Annotated in this window: 21 protein-coding genes; 13 read left to right on the top strand and 8 right to left on the bottom strand. The window is 62.9% G+C overall.

Annotated elements, in window-relative coordinates:
* Nucleotides 1–18 precede the first annotated feature (18 nt).
* Genes dnaX through AC07OE_RS05970 form a run of 4 tightly spaced genes read left to right on the top strand, consistent with a single transcriptional unit; the run spans nucleotide 19 to nucleotide 3,391 of the window.
* A complete protein-coding gene (gene dnaX / locus AC07OE_RS05985; protein ID WP_495069650.1) occupies nucleotides 19–1,953 on the top strand; it encodes a DNA polymerase III subunit gamma/tau in 1,935 nt (644 codons plus the stop codon).
* A 43-nt stretch (nucleotides 1,954–1,996) separates the two neighbouring features.
* Nucleotides 1,997–2,329 (top strand): YbaB/EbfC family nucleoid-associated protein, encoded by a 333-nt coding sequence (locus AC07OE_RS05980; protein WP_479598891.1) that lies wholly within the window; start codon nucleotides 1,997–1,999, stop codon nucleotides 2,327–2,329.
* Nucleotides 2,330–2,344: 15 nt separating this feature from the next.
* A complete protein-coding gene (gene recR, locus AC07OE_RS05975; protein ID WP_495069649.1) occupies nucleotides 2,345–2,935 on the top strand; it encodes a recombination mediator RecR in 591 nt (196 codons plus the stop codon).
* A 42-nt stretch (nucleotides 2,936–2,977) separates the two neighbouring features.
* Nucleotides 2,978–3,391, top strand: coding sequence for an MAPEG family protein (locus tag AC07OE_RS05970; protein ID WP_495069648.1), 414 nt, complete (start codon nucleotides 2,978–2,980; stop codon nucleotides 3,389–3,391).
* A 15-nt stretch (nucleotides 3,392–3,406) separates the two neighbouring features.
* Here AC07OE_RS05970 and AC07OE_RS05965 read toward each other — a convergent pair whose 3' ends face one another.
* Both AC07OE_RS05965 and gloB read right to left on the bottom strand, forming a co-directional pair.
* Nucleotides 3,407–5,041, bottom strand: coding sequence for a transglycosylase SLT domain-containing protein (locus AC07OE_RS05965; protein WP_495069647.1), 1,635 nt, complete (start codon nucleotides 5,039–5,041; stop codon nucleotides 3,407–3,409).
* Entirely contained in the window at nucleotides 5,038–5,808 is a 771-nt protein-coding gene (gene gloB / locus AC07OE_RS05960) for a hydroxyacylglutathione hydrolase (protein WP_495069646.1), read from the bottom strand. Before gloB ends, AC07OE_RS05965 begins: the two co-directional genes overlap by 4 nt.
* Between gloB and AC07OE_RS05955 the strand changes: the two genes are divergently transcribed.
* On the top strand, nucleotides 5,807–6,595 hold the full coding sequence (locus AC07OE_RS05955; protein WP_495069645.1) for a class I SAM-dependent methyltransferase: 789 nt from the start codon (nucleotides 5,807–5,809) through the stop codon (nucleotides 6,593–6,595). The genes gloB and AC07OE_RS05955 overlap by 2 nt on opposite strands.
* An 8-nt stretch (nucleotides 6,596–6,603) precedes the next feature.
* On the top strand, nucleotides 6,604–7,056 hold the full coding sequence (rnhA, locus tag AC07OE_RS05950) for a ribonuclease HI (protein WP_495070078.1): 453 nt from the start codon (nucleotides 6,604–6,606) through the stop codon (nucleotides 7,054–7,056).
* Nucleotides 7,057–7,084: 28 nt separating this feature from the next.
* Here the strand turns inward: rnhA and moaA are convergent, their stop codons facing one another.
* Nucleotides 7,085–8,245, bottom strand: a complete 1,161-nt coding sequence (gene moaA, locus AC07OE_RS05945; RefSeq protein ID WP_495069644.1) for a GTP 3',8-cyclase MoaA — start codon at nucleotides 8,243–8,245, stop codon at nucleotides 7,085–7,087.
* Between the two features lie 93 nt (nucleotides 8,246–8,338).
* Between moaA and AC07OE_RS05940 the strand changes: the two genes are divergently transcribed.
* Genes AC07OE_RS05940 through AC07OE_RS05930 form a run of 3 tightly spaced genes read left to right on the top strand, consistent with a single transcriptional unit; the run spans nucleotide 8,339 to nucleotide 13,153 of the window.
* Nucleotides 8,339–10,270, top strand: a complete 1,932-nt coding sequence (locus AC07OE_RS05940; protein WP_495069643.1) for a TonB-dependent receptor plug domain-containing protein — start codon at nucleotides 8,339–8,341, stop codon at nucleotides 10,268–10,270.
* A 4-nt stretch (nucleotides 10,271–10,274) separates the two neighbouring features.
* Nucleotides 10,275–11,213: an ABC transporter substrate-binding protein gene (locus AC07OE_RS05935; protein ID WP_495069642.1), complete on the top strand. Its 939-nt coding sequence runs from the start codon at nucleotides 10,275–10,277 to the stop codon at nucleotides 11,211–11,213.
* A complete protein-coding gene (locus AC07OE_RS05930; protein ID WP_495069641.1) occupies nucleotides 11,210–13,153 on the top strand; it encodes a hybrid sensor histidine kinase/response regulator in 1,944 nt (647 codons plus the stop codon). Before AC07OE_RS05935 ends, AC07OE_RS05930 begins: the two co-directional genes overlap by 4 nt.
* Nucleotides 13,154–13,163: 10 nt before the next feature.
* Here AC07OE_RS05930 and AC07OE_RS05925 read toward each other — a convergent pair whose 3' ends face one another.
* Nucleotides 13,164–13,802, bottom strand: coding sequence for a response regulator (locus AC07OE_RS05925; RefSeq protein WP_495069640.1), 639 nt, complete (start codon nucleotides 13,800–13,802; stop codon nucleotides 13,164–13,166).
* Nucleotides 13,803–13,916: 114 nt separating this feature from the next.
* Nucleotides 13,917–15,980, bottom strand: coding sequence for a sodium-translocating pyrophosphatase (locus AC07OE_RS05920; RefSeq protein ID WP_495069639.1), 2,064 nt, complete (start codon nucleotides 15,978–15,980; stop codon nucleotides 13,917–13,919).
* Between the two features lie 245 nt (nucleotides 15,981–16,225).
* Between AC07OE_RS05920 and ppa the strand changes: the two genes are divergently transcribed.
* Entirely contained in the window at nucleotides 16,226–16,762 is a 537-nt protein-coding gene (ppa, locus tag AC07OE_RS05915) for an inorganic diphosphatase (RefSeq protein ID WP_495069638.1), read from the top strand.
* Nucleotides 16,763–16,841: 79 nt separating this feature from the next.
* Here ppa and AC07OE_RS05910 read toward each other — a convergent pair whose 3' ends face one another.
* Together AC07OE_RS05910 and AC07OE_RS05905 are read right to left on the bottom strand one after the other, a co-directional pair.
* The gene (locus AC07OE_RS05910) at nucleotides 16,842–17,627 is read right to left on the bottom strand and encodes an alpha/beta hydrolase family protein (RefSeq protein ID WP_495069637.1); all 786 of its coding nucleotides are present in this window, start codon (nucleotides 17,625–17,627) and stop codon (nucleotides 16,842–16,844) included.
* A gap of 10 nt (nucleotides 17,628–17,637) precedes the next feature.
* Nucleotides 17,638–19,227 carry a wax ester/triacylglycerol synthase family O-acyltransferase gene (locus AC07OE_RS05905; RefSeq protein ID WP_495069636.1) on the bottom strand — a complete coding sequence of 530 codons (1,590 nt, stop codon included), beginning with the start codon at nucleotides 19,225–19,227 and terminating at the stop codon, nucleotides 17,638–17,640.
* 176 nt (nucleotides 19,228–19,403) lie between these two features.
* On the opposite strand from AC07OE_RS05905, the gene AC07OE_RS05900 reads away from it, so the two are divergent.
* A complete protein-coding gene (locus AC07OE_RS05900) occupies nucleotides 19,404–19,904 on the top strand; it encodes a chemotaxis protein CheW (RefSeq protein ID WP_495069635.1) in 501 nt (166 codons plus the stop codon).
* A gap of 83 nt (nucleotides 19,905–19,987) precedes the next feature.
* Nucleotides 19,988–22,051 carry a methyl-accepting chemotaxis protein gene (locus AC07OE_RS05895; RefSeq protein ID WP_495069634.1) on the top strand — a complete coding sequence of 688 codons (2,064 nt, stop codon included), beginning with the start codon at nucleotides 19,988–19,990 and terminating at the stop codon, nucleotides 22,049–22,051.
* Between the two features lie 15 nt (nucleotides 22,052–22,066).
* Here the strand turns inward: AC07OE_RS05895 and AC07OE_RS05890 are convergent, their stop codons facing one another.
* Nucleotides 22,067–23,236: a GNAT family N-acetyltransferase gene (locus AC07OE_RS05890; RefSeq protein ID WP_495069633.1), complete on the bottom strand. Its 1,170-nt coding sequence runs from the start codon at nucleotides 23,234–23,236 to the stop codon at nucleotides 22,067–22,069.
* A 62-nt stretch (nucleotides 23,237–23,298) separates the two neighbouring features.
* On the opposite strand from AC07OE_RS05890, the gene AC07OE_RS05885 reads away from it, so the two are divergent.
* Nucleotides 23,299–24,975, top strand: a complete 1,677-nt coding sequence (locus tag AC07OE_RS05885) for an NAD+ synthase (protein ID WP_495069632.1) — start codon at nucleotides 23,299–23,301, stop codon at nucleotides 24,973–24,975.
* Nucleotides 24,976–25,009 lie beyond the last annotated feature (34 nt).

Below are 25,009 nucleotides of genomic sequence, written 5' to 3'. Positions count from 1 at the left end.
GCACACTAGAATCCTCCCATGTCCTATCTCGTGCTCGCCCGCAAGTACCGTCCGCGCAACTTCACCGAAATGGTGGGGCAGGACCACGTGGTGCAAGCCCTGACCAATGCGCTGACCACCCAGCGCCTGCACCATGCCTATTTGTTCACCGGTACACGCGGTGTGGGCAAGACCACGGTGTCGCGCATCCTGGCCAAGTCGCTGAACTGCCAGGGTGTCGATGGCCATGGTGGAATTACCGCTACACCTTGTGGCGTCTGCCAAGCATGCTCTGATATTGATAGCGGACGTTTTGTGGACTACACCGAACTGGACGCCGCCAGCAACCGTGGTGTGGACGAAGTGCAGGCCCTGCTGGAGCAGGCGGTCTACAAACCGGTGCAGGGGCGCTTCAAGGTCTTCATGATCGACGAAGTGCACATGCTCACCAACACGGCGTTCAACGCCATGCTGAAGACGCTGGAAGAGCCGCCTGAGTATTTGAAGTTTGTGTTGGCTACCACCGACCCGCAAAAGGTGCCGGTGACCGTCCTTTCCCGCTGCCTGCAGTTCAACCTGCGCCCCATGGCCCCAGAGACCATCCGTGAACATCTGACCAAGGTCCTGGAGGTGGAACACGTGCAGGCCGAGGTGCAAGCCCTGCGCCTGCTGGCGCGTGCCGCGCGTGGCTCCATGCGTGACGCCTTGAGCCTGACCGACCAGGCGATTGCCTTTGGCTCCGGCCAGCTGCAAGAAGCCGCGGTGCGCCAGATGCTGGGCAGTGTGGACCGAAGCTATGTGTTTCGTCTGATCGAGGCGCTGGCCTTGGGCGATGGCAAGACGGTGGTGGAAACCTCCGAAGCACTGCGTTTGAATGGCCTGAGCGCGGCGTCCACCCTCGAAGAAATGTCTACGGTGCTGCAGCGCATGGCCGTGCAGCAGGCGATGGGGGGCAGTGCTGGCGACGACTCTGATCCTGAAGCTGATGACACGGCGCGCCTGGCCGGCTTGATGGCCGCAGACGAAACCCAACTGCTGTACAGCATTTGCCTGCATGGCCGGGCCGATTTGGGCCTGGCGCCCGATGAGTATGCTGCGCTGACCATGGTGTTGCTGCGGCTGTTGGCCTTCAAGCCGCCCGCGGCGGATGCCGCATCCCGGGTCGCCACTGCGCCACTGGCTGAAAAAAAAACTCTAATTGATGCCGCACCCCGGGTGGCGGTAGCGCCGGCCACCGCTCCCGTGCTGGCTTCCGCGCCAGTGCCCGTGCGTGTTGTGCCGCCAGCGGCTGCACCCGTGGTAGTGGCTGCGCCCATCAAGCCACAGTCTCCCGCCGTAGTCCAGCCGTGGGAAGACGTACCGGCACCCGCCGTGGCCGAAGTGATTCCCCCCGGCCAGGTGCTGCCGGTCCGCGAGAGTGGCCCTCCCGATCTCGAGGAGCCTGACGACCTCTATGAAGAAGAAAATACGCCGCTAGCCCCCGTCGCTATTGCGCCAGCAGCTACTAAAGTTGTAGCGGTCCCGGTGCGTACCCAGCCGGAAGGCCGTGCCGATGCGGTGGCCTCGCAGGCCCCCGCAGTGCTGATTCCGACGGAAGAAGGCGACTTTTGGCACGCCACGGTGCGACAGCTCATCGCCTCCGAGTCGATCAACGCCTTTGTGCGAGAACTGGCGCTGCAGTCCCAACTGGTGGCGCGAGACACCGACCAGTGGCTGCTGCGCCTGGAACGTGAAACCCTGAACCAGGCCGGCACGCGTGATCGCCTCACGCAGGCACTCAACGCGGCGGGCTTCCCTATCACGCTCGCGGTCGAAATTGGCCGCGTGACCGACTGCCCGGGCCGGCGCAACGCCGCGGCTTCGGCCGAGAAACAGCTCACGGCCGAGAAGATAATTCTGGGTAACCCTTTTGTGCAAACCATGATGCGGGACTTTGGCGCGAAAATCGTGCCTGGCTCCATCAAGCCCCTGTAAACGGGCGCTTTGCTTTTTATCTCCCTCACTCTCAAGGAAATCCATGTTCAACAAAGGACAACTCGCTGGCCTCATGAAGCAGGCGCAGGCGATGCAGGACAACATGAAAAAAGCCCAGGACGAGCTGGGCAACATTGAAGTCACCGGTGAATCTGGCGCCGGCCTGGTCAAGGTCACCATGACCTGCAAGCACGATGTCAAGCGCATCACCATCGACCCCAGCCTGCTGGCCGACGACAAGGACATGCTGGAAGACCTGGTGGCCGCCGCCTTCAACGCCGCTGTGCGCAAGGCCGAAGAAACCTCGGCCGAGAAGATGGGCAAGCTCACCGCGGGCATGCCTGGCTTGCCCGGCGGCATGAAGTTCCCGTTCTGATACCGCAGCATCCTCTTGTCTGATACCAACGCCCTTGACGTCCTGATCCAGGCGCTGCGCCGCCTGCCGGGTGTGGGGGTGAAGTCCGCGCAACGCATGGCGTTTCATCTGCTGCAGCATGACCGGCCTGGCGCCCAATTGCTGGCACAGGCTTTGCATGAAGCGTCAGCCCAGGTGCACCACTGCGAGCGCTGCCACACCTTCACCGAGGCGCAGGTCTGCGCCACCTGTGAAGACGTGCGACGCGACCGCAGCCAGTTGTGCGTGGTGGAGACGCCTGCCGACCAGTCGGCCATGGAGCGTACTGGCGCCTACAAGGGCTTGTACTTTGTGCTCATGGGCAAGCTCAGCCCGCTGGACGGCGTGGGCCCCAATGACCTGGGGCTGAAAAAGCTGTTTGAGCGTGCTTGCGATGGGGTGGTGCAGGAGGTCATTTTGGCGACCAACTTCACCGCGGAAGGCGAGGCTACAGCCTATGTGATCGCAGAGGGGCTGAAAGCCCGCGGTCTGCGGCCCACGCGCCTGGCGCGCGGAGTACCCGTGGGCAGTGAGTTGGAGTACGTGGATCTGGGCACCATTGCCCATGCCTTGGTGGACCGGCGTTGAACTGCTGGGCGCACCGTTTCGTTTTGAGAAAGTAAGTTGTTCATGCAATACGCCCATTTCACGGTTGCCTACTGGTGTGTGCTGATCGCCGCCCTGTTGCCGATTGCTTGTGCGGGTTTGGCCAAGTCCGGCCGTTTGGGAGTTCCACGCCGCGAGGGTGGTTTCGACAATGTGCATCCCCGCGACTGGCTGGCTCGCCAGACCGATTGGCGCGCACGTGCCAACGCGGCGCAGGCCAATAGCTTTGAGGCGCTGCCTTTCTTCATCGGTGCTGTCATCATTGCCCACCAACTGGGCGCGCATCAGGCGCGGCTGGACATCCTGGCCTTCCTGTTTGTAGTGCTGCGCATGCTCTACATCATGATGTATGTGTCCGGCATGGGCACAGCCCGCACAGTGGTGTGGGCCGCCGCCTTCGCGGTCAATATCGGCATTCTGCTGGTGGGCTACCGCTAAGCCCGCCTTGCAAAGTCAGTGGCGGGCCAGCTTGGTGCCGCCGGACTTGCTGCTCTTTCTCGCGGTCGCTTTGCCTTTGGCCGTGGAGCTGTGGCCAGACTTGGCGGCAACTTTGCTGCCACCGTGCTTGCCACCGGCCTTGGCGCTTGCGCTGCGCGTATGGCCCTTGCCGGCCGGCAGGTAAACGACCACGTGCTGGCCCGCCTTGAAGCTGGCACTGGTATTCACCTTGTTCCACTCGGCCACGGTTACCGCGCTCACCTTGTATTTGCGTGCAATGCTGGCCACCGTCTCGCCCTTGCCGGCACGCACCGTGCTGCGCTTGAGTACTACCTCGGGTGCCAGGGACAGTTGGCCGTTGTCTGCCACTTTGACAGTCACGTCCTGCATGTTGGCTGCGCGTGGTACCAGCAGCGTGGAGCCCGCTCGGATCAGCACCCGTGGCGGGATGTTGTTCAGGCTGCGCAACTCACTCTCAGACATGCCCACGCGCTTGGCTACATCGGCTGGGCGCTGGGTGCTGGGCGCCACCCAGGCGGTCCAGCTGGCCAGTCGGCCGCCACCGTAGGCTTCCAGGTTGGACTGGAACACTTCGGCATTGTCCCAGGGCAGCAGGATCTGTGGCGTGCCGGCCGCCAGGATCACCGGGCGGTTGATTGAGGGGTTCAGCGCTTTGAAGTCATCCACCGGAACTTCAGCCAGCTTGGCGGCCAGTGCCACATCGATGTCGCGGCGGATGGTGACGGTCTGGAAATAGGGGTGGTTTTCGATCAGCGGCAGTTTCGAGCCGAACTGCGCAGGGTTGGACACAATGTTTTTCACAGCCTGCAGTTTGGGCACGTAAAACCGCGTCTCCATGGGCATGTTCAGGTCGAGGTAGCTGGTAGCCAGGCCGGCACGCTTGTTTTTGTTCACGGCCCGCTGGACGCTGCCTTCGCCCCAGTTGTAGGCCGCCAGCGCCAGGTGCCAGTCACCAAACATGCCGTAAAGTTTTTGCAGGTAGTCCAGCGCCGCGCGCGTGGAGGCCAGCACATCGCGGCGGTCATCGCGGAAAGTGTTTTGCTTGAGCTCAAAGTACTTGCCGGTGGCGGGCATGAACTGCCACATGCCAGCGGCCTTGGCGCCCGACACTGCCTGTGGATTGAACGCGCTCTCGATAAAGGGCAACAGGGCCAGCTCGGTGGGCATGCCACGGACTTCCAGCTCCTCCACGATATGAAACAAGTATTTCTTGGAGCGCTCCGTCATGCGAAAGATGTAGTCGGGGCGCGTGGCGTACCACTGTTCTCGGTCATGCACCAGGTCGTTCTGCAGGTCGGGCATGGCATAGCCGCGGCGAATGCGTTCCCACAAATCCGCAGGGGGGGCCAGCGCGACCACGGTGCGTGAGGACAAGGTCTGCGCATCGATGGGGCTCAGTGGGGTGTTGTTATCCGTACTGCGTTCGGTGGCCCGTGCCGCTGCCGCCGGTGCTGGGGCCGGGCGCTTGAGTTCGCGGCTGGATTGCAGTGTCAGACCATCCGGGTTGCGAGGGGCTGGCGTCGAGCCGTTGGTCTGGGAAGGTGTGGCTACCGTGGTGTCAGGGCCGGTGGTGGCACAGGCGCTGAGAAGCAGCGCGGCGGCCAAACTGGCGATTTTGAAAAGGCTCATCGGTATTCGTTTTTCCATAGTCGCAGGGTGGCAAACACGCCATGCTGGTCCACGCTGCGGCTGTCAAAGCGGCGGGCGGATGCCTGGATGGCGGGCAGTCTGCTGCGTAAAAAAGGGTTGATGCGCCGCTCCAATGCGATGGACGACGGCAGAGTCGGCAAATCTTGGGCGCGCAGTGCTTGGCAATGGGCCTGGTAGTGCTGCAGATCGGCATTGTCGGCGTCGACTTCCAGGGCAAAACGCAGATTACTCAGCGTGTATTCGTGGGTGCAGCATACCCGCGTTTCGGCGGGCAGCGCAGCCAGGCTTTGCAGGGAATGCTCCAACTGCGCGGCCGTCCCCTCAAACAGCCGTCCGCAGCCGCCGCTGAACAGCGTGTCGCCACAAAACACCAGCGGCAATCCGTCCATCTCGGCACAGAAGTACGCAATGTGTCCGGCGGTGTGGCCGGGCACGTCCATCACCTGGAACTGCAACCCCAGACACTCCACGCTGTCACCCTGGCTCAGGCGTTGCAGGGGTTCAGGGATTGTTTCGCGGGCCGGACCGAATACTTGGGCACCAGTCGCTTGGCGCAAGGTGTCCACGCCCCCCGTGTGATCGGCATGATGGTGAGTGACTAGAATGCCACGAAGTTGTACGCCTTCACGTTGCAATGCCTGCAAGACAGGCGCAGCGTCTCCCGGGTCCACCACCAGCGCCCCTTGTCCATCGTGCAACATCCAGATGTAGTTGTCAGTAAAAGCGGGCAGTGGTATTAACTTCATGAGCGAACAAATTATAGGTTTGCAGGACTGGCTCCAGACACCGGCGGGCCGGTACCTCCTGGAATGGGAGCACCAGCAGCTGGAAAGCGCCGTGGCCGACATCTTTGGCTACCATGCGCTGCAGCTGGGATTGCCCGAACTGGCCGGTTTGCAGGCCAACCGCATGCCCCACCGCTGGATGGCCGTGCAGCACACAGACGCAGTCCCTGGTGGCAGTTTGCAAGCCATTGATGTGTTGACGGACTTTACGGCACTGCCGTTTCCGGCCTGCAGTCTGGATCTGGTGGTATTGCCCCACACCCTGGAGTTCAGCGTCGATCCGCATGCCACTTTGCGCGAGGTGGAGCGCGTGCTGGTACCCGACGGACGTGTGGTGCTGTGCGGCATGAACCCGACCAGCCTGTGGGGGCTGCGCCAGCGTCGCGCGCGTCTGTACCAAAAGCTGGGTTTTGGCACGCTGTTTCTGCCCGACTATGGTGACCATATTGGTTATTGGCGATTGCGCGACTGGCTGCGCTTGCTCAGCTTTGAGGTCGAAGTGGGGCGCTTTGGCTGCTATAGACCGGCCGTAGATAGCCCGCAATGGCTGCAGCGTATGGCGTGGATGGACCGCTTTGGTCCGCGCTGGTGGCCCATTTTTGGAGCCGCCTATTTTGTAGTGGCCGTCAAACGTGTGCGTGGCGTACGCATGCTGGGGGCGGCCTGGCGTACAACACCGGCGCTGGCGAAGCAGTCGGTACCCGCAGCGCAGAGAATGCATCCGGTTGAAACAAGGAAAAACGATTGAACCAAGCTTTGAATTCTGTGGTGATTTACACCGATGGCGCCTGCAAGGGCAACCCGGGTCCCGGCGGCTGGGGTGTATTGCTGCGATCACCAGACGGCACTGAAAAAGAACTGTGTGGCGGTGAATTGGGTACCACCAACAACCGCATGGAGATGATGGCGGTGATCCAGGCGCTGAGCGCGCTCAAACGCCCCTGCGCCGTGGTGTTGCACCTCGACAGCCAGTACGTGCTCAAGGGCATCACCGAGTGGCTGGCGGGCTGGAAGGCCAAGGGATGGAAAACGGCGGCCAAGCAACCCGTCAAGAATGTAGACCTGTGGCAGCAGCTCGACGCCCTGGTTTCGGGCGGCGGCCATGCGATTGATTGGAGATGGGTGAAGGGCCATGCCGGTGACCCCGGCAACGAGCGTGCGGATGCCTTGGCCAACCAAGGTGTGGAGGTCGCGCTGAAAACGCGTTAGCTGGCCGACACGGTGTCTGCCGTGTGCTTCAGCCCCCGATGTAGCTCATCTCCACGCGTCGGGCTCCCGAGGTTCCGTCTGCGGGCAGGCTGGCGCGCAGTTCTGAGTAGCGGTCATCGCGACCTTCCCAGATGTGGGCAATGGCCGAAGCGAGATCGGCCTCGCTACAGCCACCGCGCAGCAGGCTGCGCAGGTCATGGCCCTGGCTGGCAAACAGGCAGGTGTACAACTGCCCCTCGGTGGAAAGACGGGCGCGATTGCAGTCACCGCAAAAGGCCTGGGTCACGCTGCTGATCACGCCAATTTCTCCCGCCGCAGGGTCATGCACACCCAGGGCGTTGGCGTAGCCCCAACGCTGCGCGGTTTCTCCAGGAGCGCTGTGGTTCAGTGCCACCAAGGGAAATTCCTCACGCAGGCATTCCACGACCTGGGCCGACGGCAACACCTCGTCCATGCGCCAGCCATTGGTGGCGCCCACGTCCATGTACTCGATGAACCGCAGCACTACACCGGTTCCCTTGAAGTGCCGGGCCATGGGCAAAATCTCCTGGTCGTTGGTACCGCGCTTGACCACCATATTGACCTTGACAGGCCCAAGCCCTGCGGCCAAAGCGGCATCAATGCCATGCAATACATCGGCCACCGGAAAATCCACATCGTTCATTCGGCGAAACACCGTGTCGTCCAAGCCATCCAGACTGACCGTGACACGCTGTAGTCCCGCGTCTTTCAGCGCTCGGGCTTTGCGCGCCAGCAACGATCCGTTGGTGGTCAGGGTTAAGTCTGGCCCACGTCCTTCCGGCGTGCGCAGTTGGGCCAACTGGGCAATCAGCACCTCAATGTTCTTGCGCAGCAAGGGCTCTCCGCCAGTCAGGCGGATTTTGGTTACACCATGCGCAACAAAGTGGTGCGCCAAGCGGGTAATTTCTTCAAAACTGAGTAGGTCCCGATGGGGAAGGTAGGCGTAGTCCTTGTCGAACACCTCCTTGGGCATGCAATAGCTGCAGCGGAAGTTGCAACGGTCGGTCACGCTGATGCGCAAATCACGCAGGGAACGTCCCAATCGGTCGCTTAGATGCCCCGTCGCCGGGGCGTGCGCGTTCGGCTCCAGTGCAGAGCGCGGCACCTGCAGTGCCCCCCCGCGTAGATCCACCAGGGGGACTATCCGTTGTGTACTGGGTTCAGCCATGGGCATATTGTCCACGGCTTGTCCGGCAAGCCTTGAAACCCAGTGCAAAATCACCCCACAACTATTACAAGGTTTTTCGTTGGGGAAACGCCTATGTCTACCAAGCTTCTTGCTGTCACCCTCCTGCTGTCCAGCACGCTGGCTGAAGCCCAAACGGGCTCGGCGGTGAGCGAACGCGACTTTCTGGGCGACATGCCCGTAGTCCTGTCGGTATCGCGGCTGTCGCAGCCGGTGGACGAAGCACCAGGCGCTGTCACCATATTGGACCGCCAGTTCATCCGCAACTCTGGTGCGCGCGATGTGGCCGACCTGCTGCGCCTGGTCCCCGGTTTTCAGACCACAACGTCCTTTGAAACCGATGCGCCACTGGCCTCCTACCATGGCCGCAGTGATGACTGGGCCAACCGCATCCAGGTATTGGTGGATGGTCGATCTGTGTACTCCGGTCACTTGCAGGGCTCTGCCGGCTTGGGGCTGCAAACCTTGGCGCTGGACGATATTGCCCGCATCGAGGTGCTGCGGGGATCGAATTCTGCGACCTATGGTGCCCGGGCCTTTCTGGGAGTGATCAACATCATTTCCAAGGATGCGCGAGAGGTAGGGTCCAGTGCTTCCTTGACTCTGGGCGACAACAACGTGGCAGATGCCGGTGCCAGCATTGGTTGGGGTCTGCCGGGCGCCACCTACCGGCTCAGTGTGGATACCCGCGGCGACCAGGGGCTGCGGCGAAGCTATGGTGGCAATCGGGTGTCCCGTGTGAATGCCGTGGCTTCGCTGGACACCGGAGGCGGGGCGGAGCTGGACATGCGGGTCGGCGCGCTGGGCATTGATGCGGGTCGCGGCTCTGCCGATTCACCCGGCAATATCGCACGGATGCGGTTTCTGGGGTCACAGTTTGTTCAGATGGACTGGCGCAAACCGTTGGAAGGTGACCAGGACCTGCAACTGAGTTTTTCCCATACCCAAAACACGCACAAAGACAGCTTTCTCTACCAAAGCACAGACCTTATCAACGGCGTCAATTACTACGGTGCGCTGGTCGACTTTGGCGCTCAGGAACTCAATGACGCGCTGTCATTGCAGCACACGGTAGTGCACACCCTGAGTCTGCGCTCGGTGTGGGGGTTGGAGCTGCGGCGTGAGCAAGTGACGTCGCATTCCAGTTTTGATACGCGCAACCAGGTGGTGTCCAACTTCTCCCGCCTGTTCGGCAGTGCCGAGTGGCGGCTGCAGCCCGAATGGGTCTTGAACGCGGGTGCCATGGCTGAGCAAAGCGACATGGGCGGGGGAACCTTTTCTCCTCGCCTGATGCTGAACTGGCATGCGCTTCCAGGGCACACCCTGCGTGCCGGAGTCTCCAGCGCCTTCCGCCCGCCAAGCGCGTATGAGAAATACGCGGCGGTGCGTTACTACGATGCCAATGGTGCCAATCCCTTGACGACCGTGCAGAGCACGGGGCAGTTGCTGCCGGAAAAAATCTTCACCCGCGAGCTGGGCTACAACTACAACCTGCAGAAGCAGGGCGTCTCGGGCGATGTGCGTTTCTTTGATGAGCGCATCACGGATGGCATTGAACGTCCTGCCAATGTGTCACCTGAGGACTACCAGAACATCGAGAACTTCAGCATCACCGGGGTGGAGCACCAGATCCAGTGGAAACCCCTGGCGGCAACCCAGATCTTCGCCAGCCAAGCCTGGACCCAGATTGCCGGTGCCGAGCGCTTCAAGACCACCCATGGAGCCGCACGTTACGCAGCCTCTCTGATGGCGGTACACACCCTGCCGTCGGGCACCACGCTTTCGCTCATGCACCAGCAGTCGGACGACATCGGTCTGATGTCCGGCAATGACCGCCTGTATTCCGTGGGGCGCACCGATATTCGCATTGCCAAAGGTTTTTTGCTGGGCAAGAACAAAGCCGAATGGGCCTTCACATTGCAAAACCTGGATGTGCCGTCGCGTGATGGCGACGCCAAGTTCATGTTTGAACGCAGGGCTTTCGTGAGCCTGCGGGTGGAGAACTGAGCGGATGTTGGGTCTGGCAGTGCTTCCGCGATGTCTGGCTGCGCTGGCGCTGTGGTGCGCCGGTGCGTGCTGGGGCTCGGACGTTGTCATTCTCAGCAGTGAGCGCAGCGCCGGGTATTCTGAAGCGGCGCAGGCGGTGGTGGCCGAGTTGGTGCGCACCGGGGTTGATCGCGCAGACATTGCACAGCTGGTGGTGCCCGATGTGCCGGGGGCTGAGGTGGCAGGCTTGCAGGGCGGCAAGGTGTGGATCACCCTGGGGACTGAGGCTTTCAGCCGAGCGTTGCCACGGGATGGTCGCCCGCCCATCATTGCGGCGCTGATTCCTCGCCTGGGATTTGAGCGCATCGTGCGTGAGACCGTGCACAAAGCCACGGCCGGTGTGACAGCGCTGTACCTGGACCAACCGTTTGGCCGCCAATTGGACCTATTGCGCTTGGCCCTGCCGGATGCGAAGCGGGTGGGGGTGTTGTGGGGCCATGAATCGCTGTCGCAGCAAACCGGTTTGGCCTCCGCCGCGCAATCGCGCGGGTTGGAGATTGTGGGCAGCACCGTGACCTCCCCGATCACCCTCTACGCGGGGCTCAAGACCGTGTTGAGTGATACCGACGTGCTGCTGGCTGTTGCTGACCCCGCTGTCTACAACGGTACGACGATTTCCAACATTCTTTTGGCTACTTACCGATCGCGCGTTCCCCTGGTGGCGTTTTCGCCGGCCTACACCAAGGCCGGAGCCCTGATGTCCCTGCACAGCGCGCCACGTCAGGTGGGCGGGCAGGCCGCGGCCATGGCCCGTGCCGTGATGCAGGGTGGGGCGCTTCCCCTGTCGCAGTACCCCCTGGATTTCAGTGTGGTGGTGAACGACTACGTGGCCCGGTCTCTGGGGCTGCTGCTGGATGAAGGGGTGCTTACCGAGCGCCTGCGGCGGATGGAGAAACGCCCATGATGTTCCCCGGTATCCGCGCCCGCATGCTGGCCGCTGCTTTGCTCCCCGTGTTTTTGGTGGTGGTGGCACTGGTGGGCATTTTCTGGACCAGCCGGGTTGCGGACTTGGATGAATCGCACGACCTGCGTGCCAAGCTGATGGCGCGCCAGGCGGCGTTGGCCAGCGAGTACGGCTTGTTTTCAGGGAATGTATCGGCGCTCCAGGTCGTGCTGGGAGGCCTGCAGCGTGAAGCCGATGTTCGCTCGGTGGCGGTGTTCGATGTGGACGGCCGCATGCTGGCCAGCACCGGCGTGCTGCAGTACAAAGGCCTGCAAGAAGCCCAGGGCGCGGTGTACCAGGCCTTTCAGCGCAGCCGGGATGTGGATGTGCTGGCCGTGCCGGTGACCTCCAGCAGTGTGCCGCTGGATGATTTTTTTGGCTCCAGCGCGGCACCACCCATGCCGCCAACGGCCATGGTGCTGGGCCACGTCGTGATTGAAATCTCCCGCAGCCGTTTGATCACACGCGAGCGCGAGTTGCTGCTGGTGGCCTTGGCCGTAGGTTTTGCGGGGCTGGTGCTGGGAGGCTTTTTGGCGACCCGCATGGGTGAGGGTGTGGTGCGGCCTGTGCTGCGCGTTTCGCGCATGATTGAACGTATCGGTGAGGGCGATCTGACTCCCAGCTCGGAAGCCTTGCCGACGGATCCTTTGTATGTGTTGCAAACCCGTCTGAACCAGATGGCGCAGCGCCTGGCTTGGGGGCGCGAGGAAATGGAGTTTCGGGTGGAGTCGGCCACGCGGGAGTTGCGCCTCAAAAAAGAAGAGGCCGAGACCGCCACCCTGGCCAAATCCCGGTTTTTGGCCGCAGCTAGCCACGACCTGCGCCAGCCCACCCATGCCTTGGGCATGTTTGTCGCCCGGCTGGGGCAGTTGCCACTGGATGTTCCCACGCGCCAATTGGTGGCCAGCCTGGAGGCATCGGTGCAGTCCATGCAGGACCTGCTGGACGGGCTGCTGGATATTTCTCGGCTGGATGCGGGTGCCGTGCAAGTGCAGCGCGGTGCGGTCAATATCGGAGAGCTTTTCACCAGCCTGCGCAAGGCCCTGCTGCCGCTGGCCGAGGGCAAAGGTCTGCGGCTGCGGGTACGCCCGAGCCGGCACTGGGCGCTGAGCGATCCCATGCTGCTGCAGCGCATGGTCATGAACCTGGCCAACAATGCCCTGCGCTACACCGAGCGCGGTACGGTGCTCATCAGCTGCCGCAGCGTGGATGGCGGGCGCAACTTGCGCCTGGATGTATCTGACAGCGGCATTGGCATTTCACCGGCCCACCAGGCCGACATCTTCAAAGAGTTTTACCAGGTGGGCAACTCGGGGCGCGACCGTACCCAGGGGCTGGGTCTGGGGCTCAATATCGTGGAGCGTACGGCCCAACTTCTGGGCCACCCGATTGCCTTGCGCTCTGACCTGGGCTGTGGCACACGCTTTTCCATCTTTTTGCCGGTGGCGCAGGCGGTGGACAGCCTGAGTGCGGCGGTGGCAGCAGAACCCGCCAGCTTGCTGGGGCTGGAGGGGATGCGGGTCTTGGTGATTGAAGACGATGGCTTTGCGCTGGAGGCCATCAGTGACTTGCTGACCTCATGGGGTTGCGTGGTGCATGCGGCGGCCTCTGTGGCGCAGGCACTGGATTTTGCCAATGGCTATGCGCCACCTGACGTGGTGCTCAGCGACTTCCGTCTCGGTGAAGACCGCAATGGTCTGGACGTGATTGCCATGGTGCGGGCCACGGCGCGGCGCGAGATTCCGGCCTGCCTGATGAGTGGCGACACCGACGCCGCCTTGATTCAGGCCGCCAAGGAAGCCGGGTTGACCTTGCTGCACAAACCCGTGCGCCCGGCCAAGTTGCGCAGCCTGCTTCGGCGTTTGGTGATGGCCGCGGGATCCGTGGCAGACGACGTTTGAGCGCGGGAACTTAATTCGCCTGGCTGGCGCGGTAGCCGCAGCGCGCCGCGGCCACGACCGCCTGGGTGCGGTTCTGCACATCAAAGTAGCGCAGGATGGCCGCCACGTGGGTCTTGACGGTTTCTTCCGAGACATTCAGGCTGGTGCCTATTTCGCGGTTGGAGCGGCCGTCCAGCAATTCACGCAGGACCAGCTCCTGGCGCTGGGTCAAGGGGGGTTTGGACGAGGCAGCATCAAAGGGCAGGGCACCGTAGTCGGCTTCCAGCTCCACGGGCGAATAAACATCTCCGTCCAGCACCAGACGCACCGCGTTCAGCAGCTCGTCGCTGAGGGTTGATTTGGTCACAAAGCCGGAGGCGCCCGATTGCAGCACCTGTCGCATGACCTGGATATTGGCCGACCCCGAAAGCATGACGATAGGCAGCTCGGGATGGTCCTTGCCAAACACGTCCAGGGCCTGCAGGCCGGTCATGTCCGGCAGGTGGTAGTCCAGCAACACCAAATCCAGGTCCGGGTGGGCATCTGCAATGGCGAAGGCTTGTGCACAGGTACCCGCCTGCAGCACAACGACGTTTTCGTCCAGTCCTTTGAGCACCTGGTGCAAGCCTTCGCGCACCAGTGCATGGTCGTCAATTACAAGTATTTTCACGGGTCGCTTCAAGACGGGCGGTCTGCCACAAAGCACCATGGTAGCGCAAAGCGACGACAGGTTGTTGCATGAAAAAAGCCCGCCGAGGCGGGCCTTTCGAGGGGCGGATGGAGCTCAGCCGCCGTGGATCTTCATCATCAGTGGCACGATGAGCAGCGCCACGATGTTGATGATCTTGATCAGCGGATTGACCGCAGGGCCGGCCGTGTCTTTGTAGGGGTCGCCCACGGTGTCGCCAGTGACGGCTGCCTTGTGCGTCTCCGAGCCCTTGCCGCCATGGTGGCCGTCTTCGATGTACTTCTTGGCGTTGTCCCAAGCACCGCCGCCGGTGCACATGGAGATGGCTACAAACAGGCCGGTCACGATGGTGCCCATCAGCAGGCCGCCCAGGGCGGCGGGGCCCAGGGCCAGGCCGACCACGATGGGAACCACGACAGGCAGCAGCGACGGGATCATCATTTCCTTGATGGCTGCCGTGGTCAGCATGTCCACCGCGGTGTCGTACTCGGGCTTGCCCGTGCCGTCCATGATGCCCTTGATCTCCTTGAACTGGCGGCGAACTTCCACGACCACCGAGCCCGCTGCACGGCCCACGGCCTCCATGGCCATGGCGCCGAACAGGTAGGGAATCAGGCCGCCGATGAACAAACCGATGATGACCATGGGGTCGCTCAAATCGAAGGTGATGTGCTTGCCAAACGCGTCCAGCTTGTGGGTGTAGTCGGCAAACAGTACCAAGGCGGCCAGGCCGGCAGAACCAATGGCATAGCCCTTGGTCACGGCCTTGGTGGTGTTGCCCACCGCGTCCAGGGGGTCGGTGATGTCGCGCACGCTGGCGGGCAGCTCACTCATCTCGGCAATGCCACCGGCGTTGTCGGTGATGGGGCCGTAGGCATCCAGTGCCACCACAATGCCGGCCATGCTCAGCATGGAGGTGGCAGCGATGGCGATGCCGTACAGGCCACCCAGGCTGAACGCGCTGTAGATGGCCACACAGACAAAGATCACAGGCCAGGCGGTAGAGCGCATGGAAACCCCGAGACCGGCAATGATGTTGGTGCCGTGGCCCGTGGTCGAAGCCTGGGCAATGTGCTGCACCGGTGCGTACTGCGTGCCGGTGTAGTACTCGGTGATCCACACCAGCGCGCCGGTCAGGACCAGGCCTACGGTGCAGGCGCCAAACAGGCTGCCGGCGGTGATCACGTGGCCATCCGTCAGCGTGATGGCGGCGGGGAACAGCGACTGCGTGACAAAGTAGAACGCAATCAGTGAGAGCACACCGGCAATCGCCAGGCCCTTGTACAGCGCCGGCATCACATTCTTCATGCCGGGCGAAGCCTTGACGAAGAAGCAGCCAATGATGGAAGCCACAATCGACACGGCACCCAGTGCCAAGGGGTATAAAACGGCGGTAGCCCCCGCAGCACTTGCGAGAAGTGCTCCTAAAACCATAGTGGCGATCAAGGTCACCGCATAAGTTTCAAACAGGTCGGCGGCCATGCCGGCGCAGTCGCCCACGTTGTCACCCACGTTGTCGGCAATCACAGCCGGATTGCGGGGGTCATCTTCGGGAATGCCTGCTTCTACCTTGCCTACCAGGTCGGCGCCCACGTCAGCGCCCTTGGTGAAGATGCCACCGCCCAGACGGGCGAAGATGGAAATCAGCGAGGAACCAAATGCAAAGCCGATCAGCGGATTGAGCTTGGCGGTGGTCACCATGCCGTCCGGCACCAGGTACCAGTAAAAGCCGGTCACGCCCAGCAGGCCCAAGCCCACTACCAGCATGCCGGTGATGGCGCCGCCGCGGAAGGCAACGTCCAATGCCGGGCCAATGCCCTTGGTGGCGGCCTGTGCAGTGCGCACGTTGGCCCGCACCGACACGTTCATGCCGATGAAGCCGCAGGCGCCCGAAAGCACGGCACCCACCACGAAGCCGGCGGCGCTCAGGGGGTCCAAAAACACGCCAATCAGTACCGCCAGGACCACGCCCACGATGGCGATGGTCTTGTACTGGCGGGAAAGGTAGGCGGCGGCACCGGTCTGGATCGCGGCTGCAATTTCTTGCATGCGCGCATTGCCGGCGTCCTGGGAAAGAATCCAGCTGCGGGCCCAAACACCGTACACCACGGCGATCAGTCCACAGCCAAGCGCCAGAAATAGCGCTGTGTTGCCCGTCATAGAAATACTCCTCTATGGTTGTTTCGCAAAGATGGGAGCAACGCTAGCGAGGCCCCCGCTGCGTTGCTTCCTCAGTGCTCCAACCCTACAAAGCAAGGGGAGATGATTGGCCAACGGGCCGAATGTAGCGTGCTTTGATGACAGTCCCGGGAAAACGAAAGTGTCAAGTCAGTAAAATCCGGGTTAATCCCTAGGTTTCTCCCTAAGGTTTCCCGTTTCTTACTTTCCATACAAAGAGATCAAGCATGTCCCTCGACAAAGTCACCCCTGGCAGCAAAGTCCCCGAAGCGTTCAACGTCATCATCGAAATCCCCATGAACGCTGACCCGGTGAAATACGAGGTGGACAAGGACTCTGGCGCCATTTTTGTGGACCGCTTCATGAGCACCGCCATGCACTACCCCACCAACTACGGCTACGTGCCCAAGACCATCTCCGGTGATGGCGATCCCGTGGACGTGCTGGTGATCACCCCCGTGCCCCTGATTCCCGGCGTGGTGGTGCCCTGCCGCGCCATCGGCATCCTGAAGATGACCGACGAAGCCGGCGAAGACGGCAAGGTGCTGGCCGTGCCCATCGACAAGATCCTGTCGCTGTACAGCCAGTGGAAGAAGCCTGAAGACCTGAACCCCTTCCGCCTCAAGACCATTGCCCACTTCTTTGAACACTACAAAGACCTGGAAGAAGGCAAGTGGGTCAAGGTGCAAGGCTGGGAAGGCCCGGAAGCCGCCCAGAAGGAAATCATGGACGGCATCGCCAACTACAACAAGCAGCAGGCCTAAAGCGGCCTCTAGCCCCCGCAGATGCTGCGCGGGCAGCTATCAAAAAAGGAGCGCTGACCTGGCCGGGTCAGCGCTCTTTTTACTTGGGATCGGGAAACACCCACTGTTGCAGCTTGCCGGCGCGTTCAAACGGCTTCCAGGCACCAGGGGCTTGCGCCAGCCGGTCGGCCACGACCCACCAGGCCGTGGGGTTCAGGCCCAGGCCAATGTGGCTGGCAAACACTTCCACGTTTTCGGTGTGAGGGTTGGTACGGCTGGCGGCCTGCAGGCTGGCGGACCAGGCCACCACCCCGTCGGTGCGCGAGTAGATGGAGGTGGTGGGCACCGGGGGCGCGGCCGGTAGGTCGAAGTTTTCCACCTCCTGCGCAATGCTGCGCCCGCTGGTGAGTTCGTACAGGCGCCAGGCGTTGGTGCTTTTGTGGGAGCCAGCAAACGGGCTGCCCAGTGTGATGACGCTGCGCACATGCTCGGGCAGGGCCTTGGCCAGCTCGCGGGCGTAGATGCCGCCCAGGCTCCATCCCACCAGGCTCACCTTTTCGCCGCTGGCCTCGGCGGTTTCCTGCACCTGGCGCTTGGCGGTTTCCAGTACACCGGCGCGGGGGCCGAAGTTGTAGCCCTGGTTCCAGCCTGATATGTCGTAGCCCAGATTTTTGAGGTAACCGCGCAGGGGCAGCGTGGAGCCATCGCTGGCCGACAGGCCGGGGAACACGATGACCGGGTGACCATCCCCCACCGGGGCGCGGGCTAAGGCGGGCCAACTGGGCAGCAACGACCACAGCTCCCAAGGAGCTCGCAGTTCCAGGGCCATCAGCCAGGCATTGGGGGCAGGGGGGTGTTCGCTCTCAGGGGCGTTTGCTTTTGCCATACGACGTTGTTCAGGCGGCTTTCGCTGGCCGCTTGCGTGAAGAAGGGGTTTTCACAGTAGCAGCTTTTGTGGCTGTGCCCCGGCGTGGTGCAGCGGCTTTAGTTGGGGCACTCTGTTTTTTCGTCGCCTTGGTGACTGCGGGGGCGGTTGGCGGTGCTTTTTCGGCGCTGGCACTGGCCAGCAGCGCGCGGCCTTCCTCAAATGCGGCTTCCAGCGCCGCCGTCAGTTCCTGCACCTGGGGCACGGCTTCGTGGCCGGCAATCACGCCAAATTCCACACTGCCTGCATAGGTCTGGATGGTGATGTTGAGCGCAATGCCATGGACCACGATGGACATGGGATGGAAGCTCAGCATGCGTGCGCCCGCCAGGTACAGCGGCACTTGGGGGCCGGGCACATTGCTGATCACGAGGTTGGCCACCATGGGCAGCCGCTTGGACAGGCCGGTAGCGCTATAGGTCTTGAACGCGGCCTTGGCTACGCCGCCCACCACCCAGGGCGCCAACAGCGAGGGGTAGTCGGTGGGCAGCATGCTTTTCAGGTTGGCCATGGCGTCTTTGACCTTGGCGGTGGAGGTCATGATGGCCTGCAGCCGCTTGATAGGGTGCGCCAGGTGCGTGCCCAGTTCCACCACCGTCATGGAGGCCTGGGTGCTGTAGTCGTGGTTGCCTTCCTCGCGCAAGCTCACGGGCATGGCAGCCAGCAGGGGCTTGCGCGGGATGCTGCCGTGCTGCGCCAGGTAGCTGCGCAGCGCGGTGGCGCAGATCCACAGCACGATGTCGTTGAACGAACCGCCCACGGCCTGCGCCATGGCCCGGCAGTCGGCAAACGGCACGCTGGCCGTGCCAAAGCTGCGCTCGGTTCCTACAGCCACGTTGAACACGGTGAGCGGCGCCAATGTGAGGGGTGACTTGGCGCGCAGCCCGCTCCCCTTGCCCTGCAGCGTCTGTTTGGCCACGGTGTTGCCCAGGGCTTGTGCGGCCTGGGGCAGGGCGCGGGCCAGCTTGGCGTACTGGGCCAGCGTGTTGGAGAACACTGCCCCCAGCATTTGGCCGATCTTCAGGTCTTGCGGCTTGCGTCCCTTGGCGTGGGGCGCAGGGACTTCACGCGGTGTGGCGCTCACATCCATCATGGCCTGGCTCAGGATGGCGCCCGCCTTGCCGTCCAGCGTGGCGTGGTGGATCTTGGCGTACATGGCGCCGCACACCGTCCCGTCCGGGCACAGTACGCGGTCAAATACATGGAACTCCCACAGCGGGCGGCTGCGGTCGATCAGCTCGGTGTGCAGTGTCGTGGCGTGGGCCTGCGCCTGGGCCAGTGTGAGCGTGCGGCCCTTCACCTTGCGGATGTGGTAGCCCAGATCCACATCGTCGACCCGCAACCACACCGGGTGCCCCAAGTCCAGGGGCATCAAGCCCAGCTTGCGGCTGAACACGTCGGCCAGGTGCATGCGCGCTCCGATGTGCGCCGTGACCGCCTTGTGAAAGCTGTAGCGCGGCGTGGCCGGCAGGGCGTAGCGGCAGAAGGAGCCCACGTGCATGGGCATCTCCGGTGTTTCCAGGTACAAAAAGGTGGCGTCAAGGCCGCTCAAAGTCTGCATGGGGAGGTCTCCTGTGTGCAGCGTACCAGCACGTCGCCTGCCCGATAGCTAGGGTTTGCCAAGGGCTGCGTGGTGCTGGAAAACCAGCATGTTTTTGCGCCCCTGAAACGAAGTCCCGCGTGTATGATGAATCGCAAGTCGCTGGAATTCCAACCCTGTGCCACCGAGGTGATGCCATGGAAGCTCTTCACAACTCTCCCGCGCCGGAGGCCGGCCAAGGCAGCAGCGCAGCGCATACCAACCAGTACCTCACCCTCAAGCTGGGCAGTGAGGACTACGCCATCGAAATCCTGCGCGTGCAGGAAATCCGCTCCTACGAAGTGCCCACCAAGATGGTGAACTCGCCCAGCTTCGTCAAGGGCGTCATCAACCTGCGCGGTGTCATCGTCCCCATCGTCGATCTGCGGCTCAAGCTGGACCTTGCCGAGGTCAACTACAACGACTTCACCGTGGTCATCATCCTCAACGTGCGCGGCAAGGTCGTGGGCGCGGTGGTGGACGGGGTTTCCGACGTGGTCACGCTCCAGCCGGAGGCCATCAAGCCGGCGCCGCAGTTTGAGTCGGCGCTGGACTCCCGTTTCATCGTCGGGCTGGCCCATGTGGGAGAGCGCATGTTGATCGTGATGAACATGGAAGCCCTGCTGGGCAACGCAGAAATTGGCATGGTGCCTGCCTAGTACAGCAGGCACTTGTTCGACACCGGGGTGTGCCCGGGTGGGCAGGCGGTAAGCGTGAGAGTTGGCACTCATTGGAGAAAAAAATGACCTTGGGCTTTTTGACCTCCCTGCGCGGGAAAATTGTGACCACCGTGGGCCTGCTGGTCGTAGCGGGTTTACTGGGCCTGTCCATCACCAATGTGCTCACCGCACGGAGCTACGCGTTGGAATCGCTGGCCAACCAGACGCGGGCGTTGTCGCATTCGCATGCGGCAGGCGTGGGGGACTGGGTGGCGTCCCGCCAGCAGGTGGTCAAGTCCTTCGCGGGGGCGGTGCCCGAGGCTGACCCTCTCAAGTTCCTGCAGCAGGCCAAGATTGCCGGTGACGTGGATACGGCCTACATCGGCTATGCGGACAAGCGCACCGCGTTCTCCAGCCCGCAGAGTTTGCCGCCCGACTACGACCCCACCTCGCGCCCCTGGTACCAGCTGGCGGCCAAGGCCGCCGGCCCGGTGGTCACCGAGCCCTATCTGGACGCCGGTACCAAGAAGCTTGTCATTACCTTCGCCTCCGCCGTCAAGGATGGTGCCCAGGTGAGTGCGGTCACCGCGCTGGATGTATTCATGGATGGCGTGGTGCGCAATGTGGCCTCCATCCGGCCTACGCCCGGTACCTACGGTTTCATCGTCACCAAGGACGGAAAGATCGCGGTGCACGAAGACACCGCCCTGGTGCTCAAGCCCGTAACCGACATCGCGCCCAGCTTGGGGAACGGCGGGGTGGATGCGCTGGTCAAGGCGGCTGCACTCAGTGACGTGGTGATCCGTGGCGAAAACCGCCTGGTGTATGCCGAGGCCATTCCCGGCACCGACTGGACGCTGCTGGTGGCGCTGAACCGCCAGGAGGCCATGGGCGGCATCCTGGCCATGGTGTGGTCGTCCGCGGTGTGGAGCGTGGTGATTGCGGTGCTGGCCATTCTGGTGATCGGTGCAGTGCTCAGCAAGGTGCTGGGCCGGCTGGTGGTGTTGCGCAATGCCATGCAAGACATTGGCTCGGGCGAGGGCGATCTGACACGCCGTATAGCAACCACGGGCAACGATGAGCTGGCCAGCATCGCCGGTGGCTTCAACCAGTTTGTGGAGAAAACCCAGCAGGTGCTGCGCCAGGTGCGCAGCAGTGCGGACAACGTGGCGCTGGCCAGTGCAGAGATTGCGCAGGGAAACAACGACTTGTCCGCCCGCACCGAACAACAAGCCAGCGCCCTGGAAGAAACCGCAGCCAGCATGGAAGAACTGGGCTCCACCGTCAAACAAAACGCCGACTCTGCCCGTCAAGCGAATCAGCTGGCCATGAATGCTTCTACCGTAGCCATTCAAGGCGGAGAAGTCGTAGGCCAGGTGGTGGAAACCATGAAAGGCATCAACGAATCTTCCAGAAAGATCGCCGACATCATCAGCGTCATCGACGGCATCGCCTTCCAGACCAACATCCTGGCGCTGAATGCGGCAGTGGAAGCTGCCCGGGCCGGTGAACAGGGACGCGGCTTTGCGGTGGTCGCCAGCGAAGTGCGCAGCCTGGCCGGCCGTAGCGCCGAGGCGGCCAAGGAAATCAAGTCCCTCATCGGTGCGAGTGTGGAGCGGGTGGAACAGGGAACGGTCCTGGTCGACAAGGCTGGTACCACGATGACCGAAGTGGTAACCAGCATCCGCCGTGTCACGGACATCATGGGAGAAATAAGTGCGGCCAGCAGCGAGCAAAGCGCGGGCGTGGCCCAGGTGGGCGAGGCCGTGACTTCCATGGACCAGACCACCCAGCAAAACGCGGCGCTGGTGGAGGAGATGGCGGCTGCGGCATCGAGCCTGAAGGCGCAGGCGCAGGATCTGGTGCAGGTGGTGGCCGTCTTCAAGCTGGGTAATGAAGCACCCGGCCAGGCTGCGGGTATGCACCTGCCGCCGGCCAAGGTGCGGTCCAGCGTGCCCAAGGCACCTGCGTTCAAGGGACCTGAACGCCGTGGCGATATGAAGCCGGCTCCTGCAGCCTCGGCCAAAGCCGCTGCCCCCAAACCCAAGGCGCCGCCTGCTGCAGCGCATGCGCCCACCACCGTGGTGCCCAAGACCAGCACCAAGGTCACCCCGGCAGGTGGGGACGACGACTGGGAAACCTTCTAAGTCGCGCCGAGAGGGTTAGGCTGGCCGTTTGAACGGCGAGCGCTGGCCCAGGTCGTCCAGGTAGTGGCCGATTCCCTGGCCCTCGCGCTCCAGAAAGCGGGCCACGGCGTCGGCAAAGGCCGGGTGCGCCAGCCAGTGCGTGCTGGTGGTTTTGACGGGTAGCAGCGCCCGCGCCATCTTGTGCTCGCCCTGCGCGCCGCCCTCAAAACGCTGGTAGCCATTGGCAATGCACCAGGCCAACGGCTGGTAGTAGCAGGCCTCAAAGTGCAGGCAGTCCACCGGCTCCAGTGCCCCCCAGTAACGGCCATAGGCCACGCTAGCCCCCGTGGAATATGCGCCAACAGCTATCAAACTGCTAGCAATGGGGCGGCCATTGCGGTCGGCCACAAACAGCAGCCAGTTCTCCGGCATGGTGCGGGCCATGCGCGCAAAGAAGTCGCGGTTCAGGTAGGGCGGGTTGCCGTGCTCCAGGTAGGTGCGCTCGTAGCAGCGGTAGAAAAAGTCCCAGTCGGTCTTGGAGATGTCTGCGGCCTGTATGTGGCGAAACGTCACGCCAGCCTCGGCCACCTTGCGCCGCTCCTGCCGGATCTTCTTGCGCTTGTCCTGCGCCAGGCTGGCGAGGAAAGCATCGAAGTCGGAATAGCCGGGGTGGGTGTTCTGCCAATGGAACTGGACGGTGTGGCGCAGCATCAAGCCGGTGTCATCGCTCGCTTGCACGTCGTCGTCACTGGCAAACAGCGTGTGCAGCGACGACGCGCCCACGTCTTCGCACCAGTCCACCACGGCCCGCAGCAACGCGGCCCGTGCTTCGCCATCCCGCGCCAGCAGCCGCGCACCCGGCACGGGCGTGAAGGGCACCGCAATCACCGCCTTGGGGTAGTAGGGCACCCCGTGCTGCTGGTAGGCGCTGGCCCAGGCCCAGTCGAACACGTATTCGCCGTAGGAGTGGTGCTTGAGGTAAACCATGCAGGCGGCCTGCAGCACGCCGCCCGTGTGCAGGGTGATGCACTGCGGCGTCCAGCCCGTGGCGGGGCTGGCGCTGCCGCTGTCTTCCATCGCGGCCAGGTAGGCGTGGCGCATGAAGGGGCTGGGTTGCGACTGGACGGCCAGCAGGCCGTCCCAGGCGGCTGCGTCCACACCGTGCACCGAGGCGTGGACCCCGATGACATAATTGACTTCACCCATGGAGCGCACCCTGCGCCATGGCGGCGCCCACTGCGCCGCCCCGAACAACTATTGGCTGGTTCATGACTCTTTCACTGTGCGTTGCGCAACTCAATTTCATCGTTGGCGATCTGGATGGAAACGTCAAAAAAATCGTCGATGCAGCGACCCAGGCCTACACCGACGGCGCGCGCCTGGTGCTGACCCCCGAACTCTCCATTTGCGGTTACGCGGCCGAAGACCTGTTTCTGCGCCCCGCCTTTGTCTCTGCCTGCGATGATGCCGTGAAAGCCGTGGCCCAGCAGCTTGCCGGGTTAAAAGGCCTCAGCGTCGTGGTGGGCCACCCCACTGGGGGCGACAGCCGCACGCGTTCGGTAGCGGTGCAGCAACGCCACAACGCCGCCAGCGTGCTGCGCGAGGGCCAGGTGGTCGCCACCTATGCCAAGCGCGAGCTGCCCAACTACCAGGTGTTTGACGAGCGCCGCTACTTCACGCCCGGCAACGGCGTCTGCGTGTTCACGGCAGGCGAGGGCGCTGACGCTGTGAAGGTGGGCCTGCTGATTTGCGAAGATGCTTGGTTTGAAGAGCCCGCGCGCCTTGCCAAGGAGGCCGGGGCCGAGCTGCTGGCCGTCATCAACGCGTCTCCCTTCCATGTGGGCAAGGGCTACGAGCGCGAGGCCATGATGGCCAAGCGCTGCCAGGCCACGGGTCTGCCCCTGGTCTATGCCCACCTAGTGGGCGGGCAGGACGAGGTGGTGTTTGAAGGCCACTCGTTTGCGCTGAACGCCGACGGCTCGGTGGCTGGCCGCGCCCCCAGTTTCAAGGAGAATCTGTTCCCAGCCCTCGTGGAACGTGCGCCAGCAGCTATGAAAATCGTAGCGACGGTGGAGCCCGAGCGCAGTCCGGAAGCGGACCTGTGGGATGCGCTGGTGCTGGGTGTGCGCGACTACATCGGCAAAAACGGCTTCCCCGGTGCGCTGCTGGGCCTTTCCGGCGGCATCGATTCTGCGTTGGTGCTGGCCGTGGCGGTGGACGCGATTGGCAAGGACAAGGTACGTGCCGTGATGATGCCTTCGCCCTACACAGCCGACATCAGCTGGATCGACGCGCGCGACATGGCCGCCCGCCTGGGCGTGCGCTATGACGAGATTTCCATCGTGCCCGAGTTCGAGGCTTTCAAGGCATCGCTGGCACCGCACTTTGTGGGCCGCGCCGAAGACACGACCGAGGAGAACATCCAGGCCCGCATCCGCGGCACGCTGCTCATGGCGTTGTCCAACAAGTTCGGCAGCATTGTGCTCACCACGGGCAACAAGAGTGAGATGGCCACGGGCTACTGCACGCTGTATGGCGACATGGCGGGCGGCTTTGCCGTCATCAAAGACTTGGCCAAAACCACGGTGTTCAAGCTCTGCCGCTGGCGCAACCTGCATGACCCGTATGGCACGGGCAGCGCGCCCATTCCCGAGCGCATCATCACGCGTCCGCCCAGCGCCGAGCTGCGCCCTGACCAGAAGGACCAAGACAGCCTGCCGCCCTACGAAGTGCTGGACGGCATTCTGGAGCGCTACATGGAGAACGACGAGAGCATCGAGTCCATCATCGCGGCAGGGTTTGCCCGGGCCGACGTGGAAAAGGTGACCCGCCTCATCAAGATCAACGAGTACAAACGCCGCCAGGCGCCCGTGGGCATTCGTGTCACACACCGCAGCTTTGGCAAGGATTGGCGTTATCCTATTACCAGCAAATTCCGGGCGTGAGCCAGCAGCCCGGCCCAGTTCATTCCCTCACCGA

This window comes from Rhodoferax sp. GW821-FHT09E07 (assembly GCF_059416145.1).
Note: the sequence above shows the minus strand (reverse complement) of the source record. Positions and strands in the feature narration are given on the sequence as shown.

Excerpts from the sequence above, each read along its gene's own strand:
- dnaX (WP_495069650.1), top strand. The coding sequence starts at position 19 with ATGTCCTATCTCGTGCTCGCCCGCAAGTACCGTCCGCGCAACTTCACC.
- AC07OE_RS05980 (WP_479598891.1), top strand. The coding sequence starts at position 1,997 with ATGTTCAACAAAGGACAACTCGCTGGCCTCATGAAGCAGGCGCAGGCG.
- AC07OE_RS05970 (WP_495069648.1), top strand. The coding sequence starts at position 2,978 with ATGCAATACGCCCATTTCACGGTTGCCTACTGGTGTGTGCTGATCGCC.
- AC07OE_RS05965 (WP_495069647.1), bottom strand. The coding sequence starts at position 5,041 with ATGAGCCTTTTCAAAATCGCCAGTTTGGCCGCCGCGCTGCTTCTCAGC.
- AC07OE_RS05955 (WP_495069645.1), top strand. The coding sequence starts at position 5,807 with ATGAGCGAACAAATTATAGGTTTGCAGGACTGGCTCCAGACACCGGCG.
- gloB (WP_495069646.1), bottom strand. The coding sequence starts at position 5,808 with ATGAAGTTAATACCACTGCCCGCTTTTACTGACAACTACATCTGGATG.
- moaA (WP_495069644.1), bottom strand. The coding sequence starts at position 8,245 with ATGGCTGAACCCAGTACACAACGGATAGTCCCCCTGGTGGATCTACGC.
- AC07OE_RS05940 (WP_495069643.1), top strand. The coding sequence starts at position 8,339 with ATGTCTACCAAGCTTCTTGCTGTCACCCTCCTGCTGTCCAGCACGCTG.
- AC07OE_RS05935 (WP_495069642.1), top strand. The coding sequence starts at position 10,275 with ATGTTGGGTCTGGCAGTGCTTCCGCGATGTCTGGCTGCGCTGGCGCTG.
- AC07OE_RS05930 (WP_495069641.1), top strand. The coding sequence starts at position 11,210 with ATGATGTTCCCCGGTATCCGCGCCCGCATGCTGGCCGCTGCTTTGCTC.
- AC07OE_RS05920 (WP_495069639.1), bottom strand. The coding sequence starts at position 15,980 with ATGACGGGCAACACAGCGCTATTTCTGGCGCTTGGCTGTGGACTGATC.
- ppa (WP_495069638.1), top strand. The coding sequence starts at position 16,226 with ATGTCCCTCGACAAAGTCACCCCTGGCAGCAAAGTCCCCGAAGCGTTC.
- AC07OE_RS05910 (WP_495069637.1), bottom strand. The coding sequence starts at position 17,627 with ATGGCAAAAGCAAACGCCCCTGAGAGCGAACACCCCCCTGCCCCCAAT.
- AC07OE_RS05905 (WP_495069636.1), bottom strand. The coding sequence starts at position 19,227 with ATGCAGACTTTGAGCGGCCTTGACGCCACCTTTTTGTACCTGGAAACA.
- AC07OE_RS05900 (WP_495069635.1), top strand. The coding sequence starts at position 19,404 with ATGGAAGCTCTTCACAACTCTCCCGCGCCGGAGGCCGGCCAAGGCAGC.
- AC07OE_RS05895 (WP_495069634.1), top strand. The coding sequence starts at position 19,988 with ATGACCTTGGGCTTTTTGACCTCCCTGCGCGGGAAAATTGTGACCACC.
- AC07OE_RS05890 (WP_495069633.1), bottom strand. The coding sequence starts at position 23,236 with ATGGGTGAAGTCAATTATGTCATCGGGGTCCACGCCTCGGTGCACGGT.
- AC07OE_RS05885 (WP_495069632.1), top strand. The coding sequence starts at position 23,299 with ATGACTCTTTCACTGTGCGTTGCGCAACTCAATTTCATCGTTGGCGAT.